The following is a 17,546-nucleotide window of genomic DNA, read 5'->3' on the forward strand; positions in this document are numbered from 1 at the left end:
TCAACATGATGGTCCAACCGCGCACAGGTCTCCTGATACCGAGCGGATGAAGTTCTGACCTGTTCGGAACTTCATCCGCGAAGGCAAGCCCGAACGGGCGTCGGCCGGTCGGGCCGCAACCCACGAAATTCGGACGAGTCCGAATTTCGTGAACTCGGTAGGAGACGAGCGCCATCCGGCATCGCAGGTTCGCCATTTTCGCCGAGCCTGTGGCCGCGCTGCACTGGACGAGACGACACGATCCGGCAACCATTCGGCCGCAACATGGGACAGGAGCCGTCACCACGGCTCGCAGTCCTCCGTCCGGAGCCGTTCATCATGCGTCGCATTCTTCTCGCCGCCCTCATCGCCTCGGCCGCCACCCTCCCGGCCGCCGCTCAGACGGCGCCGGCCGGCGGTTACGATGCGATCCTGACCCTCGGCGGCGGCGGCCGTTATCAGCCGAGCTGGGACGGCGCCAAGGACTACACCCTGGTGCCCTTCCCGATCGTCGGCCTGAAGTTCCTGCGCTCGCCCTTCTCCGGCGAGGCGACCTCGGACACCGGCTTCGGCATCCGCCCCGCCTTCCGCATGCTGGACAAGCGCTCGTTCAAGCCGGGCGACGTCCTCTTCGGCCTCGACAAGGTCGATCTGGCGGTCGAACTCGGCGTCGAGGTCGACTACACCGACACCTGGTTCCGCGTCTTCGCCGCGGCGCGTCAGGGCTTCGGCGGCCACACCGGCCAGATCCTCGACCTCGGCGTCGACGGCATCTGGCACGCCACCAAGGACCTGACCTTCGCCGCCGGCCCGCGCCTGTCCTTCGCTTCGGCGAAGTACATGGACACCTATTTCGGCGTCACCGCGGCCGAGAGCCTCGCCACCGGCCTCGCCGCCTACAAGCCCGGCGGCGGCTATCGCGGCGCCGGCCTCGGCGGAACCGCCACCTGGGATCTCGGCAACAACTGGTTCGTCCGCGCCGACGCCAGCTGGACGCACCTTTCCGACGACGCCGCATCCTCGCCGATCGTCAAGGCCGACGGCTCGCGCGACCAGTTCACCGTCGGTCTCGGCGCCGCCTACCGCTTCGGCGTCAACTGGCGCTGAGCCCCGCGCCGTGGCCGTCCTCGACACCGCGCAGAACGGCTACACGACGCTGCCCCCCGGCAAGCTCGCCGCCGCCGTCGTCTATCTCGAACAGCGTGAGCGACCCACCCCCCGCCCCGATCCCGCCGTCTCCGACGTCGCGCTCGAACGCCTGACCGACGCCGACCTCGACCGCTACCTCGCCCTCTTCGCCGCCGTCGGCGAGCCCTGGCTGTGGTTCGGTCGCCGCATCATGGCCCGCGACGGGCTCGCCGCCATCCTCGCCGACCCGGCGGTCGAAGCCTACGCGTTGATCCGCGGCGGCCGCGACCTCGGCCTCGTCGAGCTCGACGCGCGCACTCCCGGTGAGATCGAACTCGCCTATTTCGGTCTGGTGCCGGACGCGCTCGGCGACGGCCTCGGCCGTTGGGCGATGAACCGAGCGCTGGAGAAGGCCTGGGCGCGCGAGCCGAGCCGGGTCTTCGTCCACACCTGCAATCTCGATCACCCGCAGGCGCTCGCCTTCTACGTCCGCTCCGGCTTCGTTCCTTATGCCCGCGCCGTCGAGATCGCCGACGACCCGCGCCTCACAGGTCACCTGCCCCGCTCCGCCGGCCCGCACGTGCCGCTGATCGAACCCTGAGGCTCCCCGGACGAGAGGCCCGTGGCGCTGGACGCGGAAGACCCTCGCAGCGCTGGACGCGCCGGTGCCGCCGTGGTCGAGTGTCGCCGCCGTCCCTCGCCCGCGGAGCCCCGATGAGCCCCACCGCCGATCCCGCCCCCGTTCGCATCGCCATGTGGTCGGGTCCGCGCAACATCTCCACCGCGATGATGCGCGCCTTCGAGAACCGCCCGGATTGCACCGTCTCCGACGAGCCCTTCTATGCCGCCTATCTGGCGGCGACGGGGATCGATCATCCGATGCGCGACGAAGTCGTCGCCTCCCAGCCGACCGACTGGCGCGAGGTCGCCGCGGCGATGCTCGGCCCGGTCCCCGACGGTCGTCCCGTCTGGTACCAGAAGCACATGACCCACCACATGCTGCAGGCTTTCGGCCGCGACTGGATGGACGGGGTCGCCAACGCCTTTCTCATTCGCCGCCCCGAGACCGTGCTCGCCTCCTATGTCGCCAAACGCGAGGCGGTCGACCTCGCCGACATCGGCTTCGTCCAGCAGGCGGAGATCTTCGACCGCGTCGCCGACCGCCTCGGCCGCGCCCCGCCGGTGATCGAAGGAGTCGACGTATCGGCGGCCCCGCGCGCCACCCTCTCCGCCCTGTGCGCCGCCTGCGGCATCCCCTTCCGCGACGAGATGCTCGCCTGGCCGCCCGGCCGCAGGGTAAGCGACGGGGTCTGGGCGCCGCACTGGTACCACGCGGTGGAAGCCTCCACCGGCTTCGGCCCGCCGCGCGCCGAGGTCGCCTTCGACGACCTGCCCGAACACCTGAAACCCATCGCCGAAGCGGCGCGGCCGGCCTACGAGAAACTGAGGGTGCATCGGCTGGTATGAGCCGATCGCGCGCATCGCCACGAACGAAGGAGGCCGCCCATCGGGCGGCCTCCTTCGTCTTCCACATGGTCCTAGTCTCGCAATCGTCGTCTCGACCCCCGGGTCGGGGAGCAGACCCGGTCGGCCCGGCCGTCTCAGCGCCCGAAGGCGTGACGGCGGCCCGCCATCTCGTCGAGGGTCTCCTGTTCGACGGCGTCGCGCTCGGCGCGCTCGCGCATCTGATCGCGTTCCTCGATCAGCTCGATCTTCTTCAGATCCTCGACCGCCATGGCGAGTTCGTCGCGCGCCGCGCCGAGCTTCACCTCGAGGTCGTGGATCGACACCTTGAGATTGTCGCGCCGCTGGATCGCCGCCTTGGCGAAGGTCGGATAGGCGAAATGGGCGACGTCGTGAATGCCCACCCGGTTCTGCTCGGAGACGATCTGGTCGTCGAGATCGGAGACCATCCGATTGAAATCGGTGATCATCATTTCGATCTGCGCGACCTGGCGACGCTTCTCGTCGACCTGGAACCGCTTGAGGCGGATGAGACTGTCTCGGGACTTCATGACTCGATACTCCCCATGAACGAGGAGTGATCATAGGCGACAAGGGTTGCCGAAAAGTGAGTCGCCGATCGCTTCATGACAGGATCGCCCTCAACCGTTCGTAGCCCTGACCGAGCGAGGTCGATTCCTCCTTCCCCTGTTTGAGGAAGGCCTCGAAGGCCGGATGCAGACGGATGGCGTCGTCGACCTCGGGGCTCGACCCCGCCCGATAGGCCCCGAGCCGGATCAACTCCTCCATGTCGGCATAGGTCGACATCAGCCGCTTGGCCTCCAGGATCAGCGGCCGTTCGGCTTCCGGCACCGCCCGCGGCATGGTGCGCGACACGCTCTTCAACACGTTGATCGCCGGATAGCGGCCACGTTCTGCGATCTGCCGCTCCATCACGATGTGGCCGTCGAGGATGCCTCTGACCGCGTCGGCCACCGGTTCGTTGTGGTTGTCGCCCTCCACCAGCACGGTGAACAGACCGGTGATCGAGCCCGACCCGACCTTGCCCGGTCCGGCGCGTTCGAGCAGGCGCGGCAGTTCGGTGAAGACCGTCGGCGTGTAGCCCTTGGAGGCGGGCGGCTCCCCCGCAGCCAGACCGATCTCGCGCTGCGCCATGGCGAAGCGGGTGACCGAGTCCATCATGCACAGCACGTCGGCCCCCTCGTCGCGGAAGAACTCGGAGATCGCGAAGGTGAGATAGGCCGCCTGACGGCGCATCAGCGCCGGCTCGTCGGACGTCGCCACCACCACCACCGAGCGCGCCAGCCCCTCCGCGCCGAGATCGTCCTCGATGAACTCCTGCACCTCGCGACCGCGCTCGCCGACCAGCCCGATCACCGCGACGTCGGCCGAGGTGTAACGGGCGAGCATGGAGAGCAGCACCGACTTGCCGACGCCGGAGCCGGCGAAGATGCCCATGCGCTGGCCGCGGCAGCAGGTGACGAAGGTGTTGAGCGCCCGCACCCCGAGGTCGATCGGCGCTCCGACCCGAGCTCTTTCGCCCGCCGGCGGCGGCGGTGCGCGCAAGTGTCGCGACACCGCGCCCTGGGGCAGCGGCCCCTTGCCGTCGAGCGGCTCGCCGAGCGCGTTGACGACCCGACCGAGCCACGCCTCGCTCGGCCGAACCGATCCGTCGGCCGCCACCACGACGGCGCGGCAGCCCATCCGCACGCCTTCGAGCGCGCCGAAAGGCAGGCACAACGCCTTGGTTCCCTCGAAACCGATCACTTCCGCCGGCACCGACCGCCCCGATGCCGCCTCGATCGCCAGACGCGAGCCGACGCTCATCTCGTGGATCGGTCCGGCCACCTCGATCATCAGGCCGCGCACGCCGACCACCCGACCGAAGGTGGTCGTGGCGGGCAGTTCGGCGATCTCGCGGGTGAGCGACTCCATGATGACGAATCGGTCTCCTGAAAGGACGTGGCACGACCCCGGTCAGTAACGCGTTGTTAACGGCCTTCGTCAAACAATATGAACGAGCGGGCGATGTGGGGTCGCGCGCGAAGCTCCGTCCCGAGACCTCGAAGAGGTGATTCGCGAGAGTCGGTTAGGGTTACTCCTTAAAGTGACACCTTAATTCGCAACTTCTCCGATTCCCTTGATGATTCAGGACTCTGGCGAGTTTTGCCGATCGGACTCGAGACGACGCTTGCCGAGGCGAATCAGATTCTGTTAACCATTGTCCGGTACGCTACCGAGTCGGGGTTGATGGGGTGTCGTTCGCAGCGGCTGTCGGGGGCCGATGCGCCAAGCCCGGGTGAAGGCGACAAAGGGGATTGGCATGCGCGTACTGCTCATCGAAGACGACAGCGCCACGGCGCAGAGCATCGAGTTGATGCTCAAGTCGGAGAATTTCAACGTCTACACGACGGATCTGGGCGAAGAGGGCATCGACCTCGGTAAGCTCTACGACTACGACATCATTCTTCTGGATCTGAACCTCCCCGACATGTCGGGTTACGAGGTTCTGCGCACCCTGCGCGTCTCGAAGGTGAAGACCCCGATCCTCATCCTGTCGGGTCTCGCCGGCATCGAGGACAAGGTCCGCGGTCTCGGCTTCGGCGCCGACGACTACATGACCAAGCCGTTCCACAAGGACGAGCTGGTCGCCCGCATCCACGCCATCGTCCGCCGCTCCAAGGGCCATGCCCAGTCGGTCATCACGACAGGCGATCTGGTGGTGAACCTCGACACCAAGACGGTGGAAGTGAACACCCAGCGCGTGCATCTGACCGGCAAGGAATATCAGATGCTGGAGCTGCTCTCGCTGCGCAAGGGCACCACGCTGACCAAGGAGATGTTCCTCAACCATCTCTACGGCGGCATGGACGAGCCGGAACTGAAGATCATCGACGTCTTCATCTGCAAGCTGCGCAAGAAGCTCGCCTCGGCGACCGGCGGCAAGAACTACATCGAGACCGTCTGGGGCCGCGGCTACGTGCTGCGCGAGCCCGACGAGAACGACGTCTACCAGGACATCGCCTGACGCCCCGCCCCGCGCCTCCCCTGAAAATCGAAGCCCCCGCCGATCGCCTCGGCGGGGGTTTTCGTATCTCGCGGCTCGATTTCGCCCCCGGCCCCTCGCTCACCCGAGCCCGTGCGGGAACGGATCCTCCGGGTCGAGCAGCAGGCGCGCATCGGCGGTCACCCAGGCGGAGCCGGTGATGGTCGGGATCAACGCCCCGCCCTCGCCGAGCCGATAGCGCCCGACGAAACGCGAGCCGACGACGCTCTCCTGCACCCAGTCCTCACCCGGTCCGAGCCGGCCGTGCGCCGCGAGACAGGCGAGCTTGGCGCTCGTGCCGGTGCCGCAGGGCGAGCGGTCGTATTCGCCGCCCGGGCAGAGCACGAAGTTGCGCCCCATGCCGCCGTCGGTCCGTGGCGGGCCGAAGAGTTCGACGTGATCGATCTCGGCCCCGTCCGCGCCGGTGATGCCGGCCGCCGCCAGCGCCGCCTTCACCGCTTCGGCCTCCGCCGTCAGTCGTCCGCGATGGGCGAGGTCGATCGGCGTCTTCACCGAGTCGGTGAGGAAGAACCAGTTGCCGCCCCAGGCGACGTCGCCGATCACCCGCCCGAGCCCGGGCACGTCGACCGCGACGTCGGCGCGATGGACGCGCGCCGGCACGTTCTCCACCGACACCCGGTTCTTCGTTTCGAGCGTCACCTCGACGGAGCCCACCGGCGTCTCGAAGCGGTGCCTGCCGAGCCCGATGCGGCCGAGATGGGCGAGCGTCACGGCAACGCCGATGGTGCCGTGACCGCACATGCCGAGGTAGCCGACGTTGTTGAAGAAGACGATACCAGCGATCGCCGCCGGATCGACCGGCGGCACCAGGAGCGCGCCGACCAGCGCGTCGAAGCCGCGCGGCTCGTTCATCGAGAAGCGGCGCACGTGATCGAAGTCGCGAGCGAAGACGGCCCGCCGCTCGGCGAGCGTCCCCTGGCCCAGATCCGGCCCGCCTTCGACGATCACCCGCGTCGGCTCGCCCTCGGTGTGGCTGTCGACGACCCGCATGACGCTTCTCCTCAACGGCCGTCCCAGGAGGCGTACCATGCCTGGAACTGGGCGAGCGCCCGGTCGACATGCGCCTTCTGCGACGGCGACAGCGCGTCCGACGCATTGAAGTGCAGCGCGTATTCGGGATACCCGACCGCGACCATCAGGTGCTTGTAGTAGAGGACGAGGTCCGCCCCCTCGTCGAAGGACGAGAGCACCGCCAGCGCCTTGTCGAGCTCCAGCGCATGGCGCCGCGCCACCGCGTCGCCCGCCGCCGCCTTCTCGCACAGCGCCACCAGATGCAGGATCTCCCTCGGCAACGCATTGCCGATGCCGGTGATCGCGCCGGTGGCGCCGCAGTTGGCGTAACCGTGGAACACCTGGGTGTCGACGCCGACCATCAGGGTCAGGTCCGGATGGCCCGAGGTGATGTGCTCCGCCGCATAGGTGAGCGCCGGCCCGCCGCCGAACTCCTTGAAGCCGACGAGATGGGGGGCGCGCGAGCGCAGGTCGAAGAACAGGTCGGCCTTGGTTTCGAAGCCGTAGTAGGGACTGTTGTAGATCACCGACGGCAGATCGACGCCGGCGGCCAGCACCGCATCGAAATGCGCCCGCTGCGCTGCGATCGACGAGCCGCGCGACAGGACCCTCGGGATCAGCATCAGACCGGCCGCGCCGACCGCCTTGGCGTGCGCCGCGATCGCCACGGCCCGCGCCGTGTTCTGCGCCCCCGTGCCGACCACCACCGGCAGCCCGGCCTTCACCAACCGCCCGACCCCCTCCATGCGCTCTTCGTCGGTGAGGAGCGGCCAATCGCCCATCGAACCGCAATAGACCACCGCCGACATGCCGACGTCGACGAGATGCCGCCCCATGCGCACCAGCGCGTCGAAGTCCGGCTTGCGGTCCGGCGTGCACGGGGTCATCAGAGCTGGCATGGTACCTGCGAACAGCGGCTTCGACATGATAGGCTCCGTCAGGGGACGTCGAGGAACGAACCACGAGCATCGCCCGAAGCGGCGGCGAGGTCTTGTCGGAAGCGGGAGCGTCGAGTGGAGGATCGGCACAAGTCGGCGGGCGCTCGGATCGACCCGGCCTCGCGAGACGTCCGCACCGGTTTCGTCGCCGCCGTCGGCCGACCGCTGTTCTGCGAGGATCTGTTCGACGCCGTTCCCGACATCGTCTTCTTCGTCAAGGATGCCGCCGGCCGCTACGTCGCGGTCAACCGCACGCTGGTGACCCGCACCGGACGTCGCACCAAGGACGAACTCCTCGGCCGCACCGCGGAAGCCGTCTTCCCCGGCGCCCTCGGCCTCGAGATCGCCCGTCAGGACGCTGCCGTGCTGGCGAACGGCCGTCCCATCCACGGCCGGCTGGAGCTGCACATCTATCCGGGCGGCGAGGAGGGCTGGTGCCTGACCTGGAAGGAGCCGATTTTCGACGGCGCCGGCTCGGTCGTCGGCCTCTCCGGCATCTCACGCGACCTCCGGGCCCCCTCCGACGAGCGTGACGACCTCGCCGGCCTCCAGGCGGTGATCGAGCACGTCCACGCCCATCTCGACGAACCGCTGCGCATCGCCGATCTCGCGCGCCTCGCCCGCCTCACCGCCTTCCGCCTCGATCAGCGCCTGCGCGCCCTCTTCGGCCTTTCGGCCGGTCAGTATCTGACGCGCGTCCGCGTCGAGGCGGCGCTGAGCCTCCTACGCACCACCGATCGGCCGATCGCCGCCGTCGCACTCGATTGCGGCTACTCCGATCAGGCCGCCTTCTCGCGCCAGTTCCGCAAGTCGGTCGGCCTCACACCGTCGCAATATCGATCGCGTCACCGCGGCGAGCGGTCGTGAAACCGGGTCGGCGCACGACGCGCCGGAGTTCGAACCCGGACCGGCGTCGCAATACGCCCTTCGGGATCCGTCGACCGGAACGCCACCCGTCGCTCGCGGACCCGGAGTGACGAGAACCCCACCTCGTCGGAAGTGAGGTTCTCGCTTCTTCGCTCGCCGGTTTCGATCGTCCTCGGGCCACGACCCTTCGAGGGCCCGCTCGCGCGATCACGGCATCATGCGCAGATCGACCGCCAAGGGACGACCGCACCGAGATCCGCCGCGACGCGCCCGAGAAGACGGCGACGATCGGAGGATCGTCGCCACCGCGCTCACGGGCACGAGGTCGCGACGAGCTTGTAGTGATCCGGCTCCACCATCTTTCGCGTCTCGATGTAGACCGCCGGATGACGCATCCGATCCCAACGGTCGCCCGAAACGACCCAACCCACCGACTTCTTCTGAACCAGCTTTCCGCGGGTGTTCACGACGTAGGTCGCGGGTACGTATTCTTTCTTATAGCAGGCGATGTACTGAGAATGGGCCTGCTTCACCGCGTAAGTTTTCGCGTGAGCAGCGCCTGCCATGGCCAACACCCCCAGTGTCGAGGTAGCGATAAAAAATTTTTTCATGACTATTCCTCCCTTGGTCGTGACCTCTTTCGTGCCGCAACGGAAAGGCCAGTCACAAATTTTCAGGAGGTCAAACAAGCAAGGAACGACGAATACGATAGAAGATGAGCCATATACGAAATCGGGGCACGAGACGAAGCTCGCACCCCGAAATTTTTACGTTGAATATTTTGACGAGGTGAAACTCAGCGCGGAACAACCGAGAAGCGTGGCGCGGCGCTCGAGAAGGCCGAAGCCGGCGCACCGGTGGTGCCGGTGGCGAGCCCCCGGACGGCGCCGGAGCCGGCCGCCGCACCGTTGAGCTGATAGAGCCCGCGCTTCTCGGTCATCGGCTTGAAGGCGTCGGTGAGACCGACCACCGTCTCGGCCGCACCGAGCACCAGGAATCCATCGGCCGGCATCTGCTTCGAGATCCGCCCCAGAATGTCGATCTTGGTCGGGTTGTCGAAGTAGATCAACACGTTGCGGCAGAAGACGATGTCGAACTGGCCGAGCGAGGAGAACGCCTCGAGCAGGTTCAGCTTGCGGTACTGCACCATCGAGCGCAGCGTCGAGGAGATCTGCCAAGTGTCGCCGTTCTGGGTGAAGTACTTGAGCAGGTGGTTGATCGGCAACCCGCGCTGCACCTCGAACTGCGAATAGACGCCGGCCTTGGCCTTCTCCAACACCTCGTTGGAAAGGTCGGTTCCGACGATCTCGATCCGCCAGCCGGCGAGCTTCGCCTCCTGCTCCTTCAGGCACATGGCGAGCGAATAGGGCTCCTGGCCCGTCGACGCCGCCGCGCACCAGATGCGCAACCGGCGCTCGCGCGACCGCGCCTGCAGCATCGACGGCAGCATGGTGTCGACGAAGTGCTCGAACGGCGTCTTGTCGCGGAAGAAGAACGACTCGTTGGTGGTCATCGCCTCGACCACCGCGTCGCACAGTACGCTCTGCCCCGGTTCCTTCATCTTGGCGACCAGAGCCGAGATCGAGGCGAGTCCGGCCTTGCGCGCCACGGGCAGGAGCCGGCTCTCGATCAGGTACTGTTTCTCCGCCGTCAGAACGAGACCCGACTGCTGCTTGAGATAGCCCCTCAGATGGTCGTACTCGTTCGGCGTCATCGCCTTCCCCCCAGGATACGCACGATCTTGCCGCCGATCTGGTCGAGCGGCAGGATCTCGGCTGCGGCACCCGCCTGCGCCACGGCGCCGGGCATGCCCCAGACCACACTCGATTCCTCGTCCTGCGCGATCACCGACCCGCCACCGTCGGCGATGCGCTTGGCGCCCGCGGCGCCGTCGTGACCCATGCCGGTGAGGACACAGGCCAGGATCGCCGACCCGAAGATCGGAACGGCGCTGTCGAACAGCGGATCAACGGCCGGCTTGCAGAAGTTGACCGGCGGCTGATCGTTGAGCAGCACCACCGTCTCGGCCCCCTGCTTGCCGATCACCATGTGCTTGCCGCCCGGCGCCACGTAGATGCGCCCCGGCATCAACGGCTCGCCGTGGACGCCTTCCGCGGCGCGTCGGCCGGAAGCCTTGGTGATGTGCTCGGCCAGGATGGACGTGAAGGTCGCCGGCATGTGCTGGGTGATCAGCACCGGCACGTTGGCGATCGCCGGACCGATCTCGCCGAAGAGCCTGGTCAGCGCCTGCGGTCCGCCGGTCGACGAGCCGATCAGCAACACCCGCGGGGCGATCGACGAATAGGGCCTGAGCTGCGTCGCGGTGGCGGGCGCCGCCATGCGCGGCTGCGACGGCGCGAAGGACCGCGCCGGTCCGGCCGAAGCCGCCACCGACGACGGCGCCGGCGCCGGCGCGTAGGCGCGCGGCGCAGCGGCGGCGCCACCGCGCCCGGCGCGCATCAACACTCTCTGACCCAGCGCCTTGACCTTCTGGATCACCTCGTTGCGGAAATCGGCGGACGTGGTGACGCCGGAGTTCGACTCGGGCTTCGGCACGTAGTCCGCCGCACCCAGCGACAGACACTTGAGCGAGATCTCGGCATTGCGCCGGGTCAGCGTCGAGGCCATCACCACGACGAGGCCGGGCTTGGCCTTGAGCAGCAACGGCAGCGCCGTGATGCCGTCCATCTCCGGCATCTCGACGTCGAGCACCACCACGTCCGGATTGGACCTGGCGACGTCGTCGACCGCGAGCTTGCCGTTGCGATGACTGGCCACCACCGCCAGCGCCGGATCCTCGTCGATCCACCGGCCGATGAGGCCGCGCACGACGACGGAGTCGTCGACGACCATGACGCGGATCGGATCCGTGACGGTTGCGCTCGGTCTGTCGATCGCCGCGCTCGAGCCGAATGCCATGTCGACCTCCGTCAGATCAGGCCGACTTCGGCGAACTTCGCTTCCACGATCTCGCGGTCGAACGGCTTCATGATGTATTCGTCGGCGCCGGCGCGCATCGCCTTGGCGATGTGCGAGACGTCGTTCTCGGTGGTGCAGAACACCACCTTCGGCTTCTCGCCGCCGGGCTCACGGCGCAGTTGCGCCAGGAACTCCAGCCCGTCCATCACCGGCATGTTCCAGTCGAGCAGGATGGCCTCGGGCATCTCCTTGCGGCAGATGTCGAGCGCCTTCATGCCGTCCTCGGCCTCGGAGATCTCGAAGGACAGATCTTCGAGAATGCGCCGTGCGACCTTGCGAATGACGCTCGAGTCGTCGACGACCAGACAATTCTTCATCGTGATCACTCCAGATCGATCGCTTGCGTCAGGCCGCAGCCGCTTCGGACATGCCGCCGAGGACCCGGTCGACGTCGAGGATGACCATCAGCTGGCCGTTGAGCCGATGAACACCCCCCGAGATCGCCGCCCAACGCGCGTCGAGATTGACGGGGTTCGCTTCCCGTCCGGCCGTCGGCAGGTCCAGAACTTCGCCGACGTTGTCGATGAGCAGGCCGTAGCTCTCGCCCTTCGATTCGATGCCGACCGCCATCGCGGTGCCGCCGGATTCGCGCGGCGGCAGATGCAGGCGCCGCCGCATGTCGATCGCGGTGACGATGCGGCCGCGCAGGTTGAGTACGCCGGCGATCTCCGGCCGCGACAGCGGCACACGAGTGATCGAATCCGGCACGAAGACGTCGTGCACCCGCTCGATCGGCAGCCCGAAGAGCTGCCCGCCGATCACCACCGTGACGTACTGGATGGACTCGTTGAGGCCGTTGACGTCGTCGCTCATGCGGCAACTCCGAATTCGTGGGTGGTGACTTCCTTGAGCGCGGCGATCAGACCCGGACGGTCGAACTTGGCGATGTAGTCGTCGAAGCCCGACTGGCGGCCGCGTTCGATCGACGCCGGCGTGCACATCGACGACAGCGCCAGGATCGGGATCTGCCGCAGACGCGGATGACGCTTCACCGCTTCGGCGAACTCGAAGCCGTTCATCTCGGGCATCTCGATGTCGGAGACGATGACGTCGAAGCGCCGGCCGTGCTCGAGCATGTCGAGGGCTTCGGGCGCCGAGGCGCAGACGGTCACCCGATAGCCCGCCGCCTTGAGCACCGGACCCAGCATGTTGCGGAAGAACGGCGCGTCGTCGATGAACAGCAGCGACCGGGTCAGCGCCTCGCTGGAGATCTCCTTGCGGCGGAACCAGTCCTCGAAGGCCTGCGGCAGGAAGTGACCGATGTCGACCACCTCGGTCGCCTTGCCCTTGATCACCGCCGAGCCGAGCATGCCGGCGCGTTCGGAGCCGACCTCGATCTCCAGGCGATCCTCGACGATGTCGATGATCTCGTCGACCACCAGACCCATCGACCGGCCGGCGTCGGAGAACACCAGCATCGGCAGACTGCCCTCGGTCTTGCGCTGGGCGAATTCGTCGAAATAGACCAGCGGCATCAGCGAACCGCGATACTGGACGAGGTCGCGGCCGTTGGAGCGTTCGACCTTGTCGATAGAGAACTCCTCGAGGCGGGTGACCAGCGACAGCGGCACCGCCTTGGGCTCGTCGGAGCCGGCGCGGAACAGCAGCAGCGACACCATCTGTGCGGTTTCGCGCGTCCGCTCTTCCTCGTGATCGGCTTCCTCGGAGGTGCCGGCCGTCTGGCTCGGACCGATCGCCTGGGCGATGCCGTTCGGGTCGACGATCATGATCACCGAGCCGTCACCGAGAATGGTGTTGCCGGAGAACATGTTGATGTGACGCAGCATCGTCGACATCGGCTTGACCACGATTTCTTCGGTGTGGAACACCGCGTCGACCACCACGCCGAAGGTCTGCTGACCGACCTGCATGACGACGATGAAACCGTCTTCCTCCGACACCGGCTGGGTGGCCTCGGCGCCGATCGAGGTGATGTCGAGCAGGCGCGACAGGTGGACGAGCGGCAACAGCTTGTTCCTGAGGCGCAGCACCGGCGTGTCGCGGATACGTTCGATGCGATGCTCGGAATTCTGCTGAGCCCGCACCAGTTCGACCACCGACAGCTGCGGAATGGCGAAGCGGTCGCCGGCCGACTCGACGATCAGCGTCGAGACGATGGCCAGCGTCAGCGGGATCTTGATGGTGAAGGTGGTGCCCTTGCCGGCCACGCTCTTCAGATCGACGGTGCCGCCGATCGCGTCGATGTTGGTCTTGACCACGTCCATGCCGACGCCGCGGCCCGAGACGTTGGTGACCTTGGCGGCGGTCGAGAAGCCGGGGGCGAAGACGTATTTGAAGATCTGCGCTTCCGACATCTTCTCGAGTTCGAACTCGGTGGCGAGCCCGTTGTCGACGATCTTGTTGCGGATCTTCTCGAGATCGAGGCCACGTCCGTCGTCGGCGATCTCGATGATGATGTGGCCGCCCTCGTGATAGGCGGAGAGGCGGATCGTGCCCTTGTCGGGCTTACCGGCGGCCTTGCGCTGGTCCGGACCCTCGAGCCCGTGATCGGCGGAGTTGCGCACCATGTGGGTGAGCGGATCCTTGATCAGCTCCAGCACCTGACGATCGAGTTCGGTCTCCTGACCGATCATCTCGAGTTCGATGTGCTTGCCGAGTTCGGAGGAGAGATCGCGGACGATGCGCGGCAGCTTCTGCCAGGCGTTGCCGATCGGCTGCATGCGGGTCTTCATGACCCCTTCCTGCAGTTCGGCGGTGACGTTGGAGAGCCGCTGCAGCGGCACCTTGAATTCGGAATCCTCGTGACGACGGACGATCTCCAGCAACTGGTTGCGGGTCAGCACCAGTTCCGAGACCATGGTCATCAGATGTTCGAGCGTGTCGACGGCGACGCGGATCGTCTGGGCCGAAACGCCACCGGCCTTGGCCTCACCCTCGCCGTCCTTTTCCTTGGCCTCGGCCTTGGGTTGGGCGGCACGCGCCGGGCGCGCGGCGGGGGCCGGAGCAGGCTCCGCGGCGGCCGCCGGGGCCGCTTCGGCAGACCGGTCGGGCTCGACCACGGTTTCACGGAAGGCGCGCTCCAACTCGTCGAGCGACACTTCGCCCGGACGCAGTTGCCGCTCCAGAACCTGATAGATCAGCGCACCCTCGGTGTGCTTGGGCACCTCGGTCACCGGCTCCGCGGGCTTGCCGGCCTCGGCCATCCGCTCGAGCTGGGAGATGAGATCCTCGTCCGATCCGGCCGGTTCGGTCTCGCTCGCCTCGAGATCGGCGACGAGCTGCTTGATCCGGTCGATCGACTGGAGAACCAGCGTCACCGCCGCCTCGGTGACCGGCACGCCGTCGCGGAACTTGCCCATCAGCGTCTCGGCCGCATGGGCGATCGCTTCGAGCCGCGGCAACCCGAGGAAGCCGCAGGTGCCCTTGATGGTGTGGACCAGACGGAAGATGTTGCCGAGGATCTTCTCGTTGTTCGGGTCCTGCTCGAACTTGACCAGTTCGACGTCGACGACGTCGAGGCTCTCGTTCGTTTCCGTGAGGAATTCGCGCAGCAGATCGTCCATGGCCCCTACCTTGTGTCCGGTCGTCGACGGGGTCGTCGGGCGGGAGGTCTCCCCCGGGTCATGGCACGAGTATCGAGTCAAAGCGTTAAGAGAGGATTGCCGGAACCTTTCCCATTCGAGCCGGATGGAAAGAACTCGCTAGGATTCGATCGCCTCCCCTCACGAGATGCGGCCGCCCCGGCGACACAACTTGCCAGCTGTGCAGAACAGCGCCGACACCGACTTCGAAGAGACCAAGTAGAAGCGTGACGTTTCAGTCGCACGAGAACGACACGGTCCCGAAGAAACGACGACACCGCCGAGTTCTTCGGCGGTGTCGCACAGTCGTTCTCGGCAGAGCCGCGCCTCGTTCGAGCTTCGGGGCGGAACGCGAAGCGTATCAGGCGGTCGCGGCGGGCGCATCCGCTTCGATCCCTGCGCCGTCCGCCGGCTTCGGCTCGGCACGGAACACGACGACGTCGCCGTCCTTGCTGACGCCGACCGTCATCCCGGCGGCGCGCGCCAGGAGGCCGGCGTAGATCGGCTGGATCATGTGGGCGTCGGGAACGTGGTCGCCGCTGTCGCCGGCGAGGAAACTCTCGGCGTTCGCCGGAATGCGGGCGTTGGTGCCCGAGCAGGTCAGGGTGAAGGTCGGCGCCTCGGCCGCGCCGGTCACCACCACCTCGATGACGCCGCCGCGCGGAATGGCGTGGCCGGCGATGAGGATGAGGTTGAGCAGCAACTTGACCAGGTTCTTCGGCATCAGCACCCGCGTCGCGGTCCACTGGAGCGTCGCCTTCTCCCCCGCCATGAAGCCCTTGGCGACGTTCTCCGCATCGCCGAGATCGATCGAAGCGCCCGCCGAGCCCGCCGCCCCGAAGGCGAGGCGGGCGAACTGCAGCTTGGCCGAGGCCTGACGCGCGCTCTTGCGGATCAGGTCCATGGCGAAGGCGCGCATGTCCTCGTTGTTGTCCTCCTCGAGCACCTCGAGCCCGTTGGTGATCGCACCGACCGGCGAGATGATGTCGTGGCACACGCGGCTGGCGATGAGCGCGGCGAGATCGAGTGCGGCGATGTCCGACGTGGCGGCCATGGGCGGAGTGCTCCTCGGAAACGAGCGTCAGGCGGGCCCGAGACGCGAATCGGCCGTTCGGGGTGTCTCCGAGGGTTACAGAGGTGCGCCGCGCTTTTCAAACGACCCGGCGCCGCGCCCGATGGGACGTCGGGGACGATCGCCATGCGCCGGAGGCCGCGGCACGCGCCATCACGAGTTTCGAAGGCCGCGGTTCCGTTCGGATCGGTGTCCGTCGGCCGACCGCGGATGCGCCGCATCACACCGGCCATCCGGGATCACACGGTTCGAAGCGCCCCACCTCGTTCAGGCGCTGCGCCCGAGCGCGCCGGCGCCCGGTTTCTGGGCGGCCCTGAGCGCCCTGATGCGGTCGGCGAGGCTGGGGCGCGGACCGTCACCCGAGGCCGGTGCACCGAGGATCTCGGCGATCTTCGCCTCCCCGCCTTCCACCGCTCCGGTGAGGCGCACCATCTCGGCGGCGAGATCGGCGATCTCCTCGCGCAACTTGCCGCGCGTCGCCGCACCGTCGACGTCGGGGCGACCGCTCTGTGCCTCGCGAAGAGCCGTCGCCAATCGATCGCGCTCGCGCTCCGCGGCCTCCAACCGGCCCTCGAGATCCCGCTTCTCGGTCTCAAGGAGGTCGACGCTGCGCTCGACGTTGTCGCCGAGCCGGCCCGCCTCGTCGTCGCCTTCGGCCTTGCGGGTCAGAGCGGCGATGCGCGCGTTCGCCGAGGTCAGCGCCTGACGCGCCCGCTCCAGCTCGCGCTGGCGGCGATCGGCGATCTCCTCGCGATCGGCGACGTCGGCGACCAACCGCTCGATCCGTCGATCGAGCCGGTCGGCGCGGTCCTTCTCCTGCGCCACCACGGTCTCGGCGAGACCGAGCGTCTTGCGCAATTCGTCGATACGGGCGTTCTTCTGGACGATCTCGGCCTTGAGGGCGTCGATCTGCGTCTCCTTGGCGTCGATCTCGAGCTTGCGCGACGCGATCTCGACATCGCGGCCGGCGACCGAATTCGACAGCGAGGAGATCGTCGTCTCGTGATCGGCGATGGTCTCTTCGTGGCGGGCGATGGTCGCGACCCGCGCCGCCAGTTCCTCGGCGCGCTCGGCGAGCGCGGCGTCGCGCGCCGCGATCTCGGCGGCGAGACCGGCCTCGCGCGCGAGCCCCGCCTCGACCCGGGCGATCTCGGCGTCGCGCGCCTGACGCATCTCGTCGAGGGCGATGGTCTGCCGTCCGACGGCGACCCGCTCTTCGGTGTTGCGCCGACGCAGATCCGACAGGGTGAGTTCGTAGCGGCGCACGTCGCGGGCGAACCGCGCCGCCTGGAGATCCTTCTCCGCCAACGCGGCCGTCGCGTCCTTCGGCACACTGCCGGCGATCCGCGAGGTCGTCAGCCGCACCGCGCGGCGCCACAGCGACGCCATCAGGACGAGCGCCATCACCGCGGCCACGAGAAAGCCGAGTGCGAACCACATCGCCCACTCGATCGTCATCGGCCGTCTCGCCCCGCTCCTGCCCCGTCCACGCCGCCGTC

Annotated in this window: 17 protein-coding genes; 5 read left to right on the plus strand and 12 right to left on the minus strand. The window is 67.5% G+C overall.

The window, feature by feature from the left end; genetic code table 11:
* Window positions 1-318: 318 nt before the first annotated feature.
* The 3 genes from V7Q42_RS17855 to V7Q42_RS17865 all read left to right on the plus strand — a co-directional run bounded on the left by V7Q42_RS17855 (window position 319) and on the right by V7Q42_RS17865 (window position 2,574).
* A complete protein-coding gene (locus V7Q42_RS17855; protein ID WP_333825480.1) occupies window positions 319-1,086 on the plus strand; it encodes a MipA/OmpV family protein in 768 nt (255 codons plus the stop codon).
* Window positions 1,087-1,096: 10 nt separating this feature from the next.
* A complete protein-coding gene (locus tag V7Q42_RS17860) occupies window positions 1,097-1,708 on the plus strand; it encodes a GNAT family N-acetyltransferase (protein ID WP_333825482.1) in 612 nt (203 codons plus the stop codon).
* 113 nt (window positions 1,709-1,821) lie between these two features.
* Window positions 1,822-2,574: a hypothetical protein gene (locus V7Q42_RS17865; RefSeq protein ID WP_333825484.1), complete on the plus strand. Its 753-nt coding sequence runs from the start codon at window positions 1,822-1,824 to the stop codon at window positions 2,572-2,574.
* 134 nt (window positions 2,575-2,708) lie between these two features.
* On the opposite strand, the gene fliJ is transcribed toward V7Q42_RS17865, so the two are convergent.
* Together fliJ and fliI are read right to left on the minus strand one after the other, a co-directional pair.
* Window positions 2,709-3,122, minus strand: coding sequence for a flagellar export protein FliJ (gene fliJ / locus V7Q42_RS17870; RefSeq protein WP_333825485.1), 414 nt, complete (start codon window positions 3,120-3,122; stop codon window positions 2,709-2,711).
* 73 nt (window positions 3,123-3,195) lie between these two features.
* Window positions 3,196-4,506, minus strand: a complete 1,311-nt coding sequence (fliI, locus tag V7Q42_RS17875) for a flagellar protein export ATPase FliI (RefSeq protein ID WP_333825487.1) — start codon at window positions 4,504-4,506, stop codon at window positions 3,196-3,198.
* 388 nt (window positions 4,507-4,894) lie between these two features.
* Between fliI and ctrA the strand changes: the two genes are divergently transcribed.
* Window positions 4,895-5,599, plus strand: a complete 705-nt coding sequence (ctrA, locus tag V7Q42_RS17880; protein WP_333825488.1) for a response regulator transcription factor CtrA — start codon at window positions 4,895-4,897, stop codon at window positions 5,597-5,599.
* A gap of 99 nt (window positions 5,600-5,698) precedes the next feature.
* Here ctrA and V7Q42_RS17885 read toward each other — a convergent pair whose 3' ends face one another.
* On the minus strand, window positions 5,699-6,628 hold the full coding sequence (locus V7Q42_RS17885) for a proline racemase family protein (RefSeq protein WP_333825490.1): 930 nt from the start codon (window positions 6,626-6,628) through the stop codon (window positions 5,699-5,701).
* Between the two features lie 11 nt (window positions 6,629-6,639).
* A complete protein-coding gene (locus tag V7Q42_RS17890) occupies window positions 6,640-7,575 on the minus strand; it encodes a dihydrodipicolinate synthase family protein (protein WP_333825492.1) in 936 nt (311 codons plus the stop codon).
* An 87-nt stretch (window positions 7,576-7,662) separates the two neighbouring features.
* On the opposite strand from V7Q42_RS17890, the gene V7Q42_RS17895 reads away from it, so the two are divergent.
* Window positions 7,663-8,454, plus strand: coding sequence for an AraC family transcriptional regulator (locus V7Q42_RS17895; RefSeq protein WP_333825494.1), 792 nt, complete (start codon window positions 7,663-7,665; stop codon window positions 8,452-8,454).
* 311 nt (window positions 8,455-8,765) lie between these two features.
* Here V7Q42_RS17895 and V7Q42_RS17900 read toward each other — a convergent pair whose 3' ends face one another.
* From V7Q42_RS17900 to V7Q42_RS17935, 8 genes are all read right to left on the minus strand, one after another.
* A complete protein-coding gene (locus V7Q42_RS17900; protein ID WP_333825496.1) occupies window positions 8,766-9,065 on the minus strand; it encodes a hypothetical protein in 300 nt (99 codons plus the stop codon).
* 185 nt (window positions 9,066-9,250) lie between these two features.
* Window positions 9,251-10,168, minus strand: a complete 918-nt coding sequence (locus tag V7Q42_RS17905; RefSeq protein WP_333825498.1) for a CheR family methyltransferase — start codon at window positions 10,166-10,168, stop codon at window positions 9,251-9,253.
* Window positions 10,165-11,373, minus strand: a complete 1,209-nt coding sequence (locus V7Q42_RS17910; protein ID WP_333825500.1) for a protein-glutamate methylesterase/protein-glutamine glutaminase — start codon at window positions 11,371-11,373, stop codon at window positions 10,165-10,167. Before V7Q42_RS17910 ends, V7Q42_RS17905 begins: the two co-directional genes overlap by 4 nt.
* A gap of 11 nt (window positions 11,374-11,384) precedes the next feature.
* Window positions 11,385-11,750, minus strand: coding sequence for a response regulator (locus tag V7Q42_RS17915; RefSeq protein WP_333825502.1), 366 nt, complete (start codon window positions 11,748-11,750; stop codon window positions 11,385-11,387).
* 28 nt (window positions 11,751-11,778) lie between these two features.
* On the minus strand, window positions 11,779-12,246 hold the full coding sequence (locus V7Q42_RS17920; RefSeq protein WP_333825504.1) for a chemotaxis protein CheW: 468 nt from the start codon (window positions 12,244-12,246) through the stop codon (window positions 11,779-11,781).
* Window positions 12,243-14,957: a hybrid sensor histidine kinase/response regulator gene (locus V7Q42_RS17925; RefSeq protein ID WP_333825505.1), complete on the minus strand. Its 2,715-nt coding sequence runs from the start codon at window positions 14,955-14,957 to the stop codon at window positions 12,243-12,245. Before V7Q42_RS17925 ends, V7Q42_RS17920 begins: the two co-directional genes overlap by 4 nt.
* A 379-nt stretch (window positions 14,958-15,336) precedes the next feature.
* The gene (gene chpT / locus V7Q42_RS17930; protein ID WP_333825506.1) at window positions 15,337-16,029 is read right to left on the minus strand and encodes a histidine phosphotransferase ChpT; all 693 of its coding nucleotides are present in this window, start codon (window positions 16,027-16,029) and stop codon (window positions 15,337-15,339) included.
* Window positions 16,030-16,314: 285 nt separating this feature from the next.
* Window positions 16,315-17,505: a hypothetical protein gene (locus V7Q42_RS17935; protein ID WP_333825507.1), complete on the minus strand. Its 1,191-nt coding sequence runs from the start codon at window positions 17,503-17,505 to the stop codon at window positions 16,315-16,317.
* Between the last annotated feature and the right edge of the window lie 41 nt (window positions 17,506-17,546).

The organism is Pinisolibacter sp. (genome assembly GCF_036782435.1).
Lineage (GTDB): Bacteria > Pseudomonadota > Alphaproteobacteria > Rhizobiales > Ancalomicrobiaceae > CALBKH01.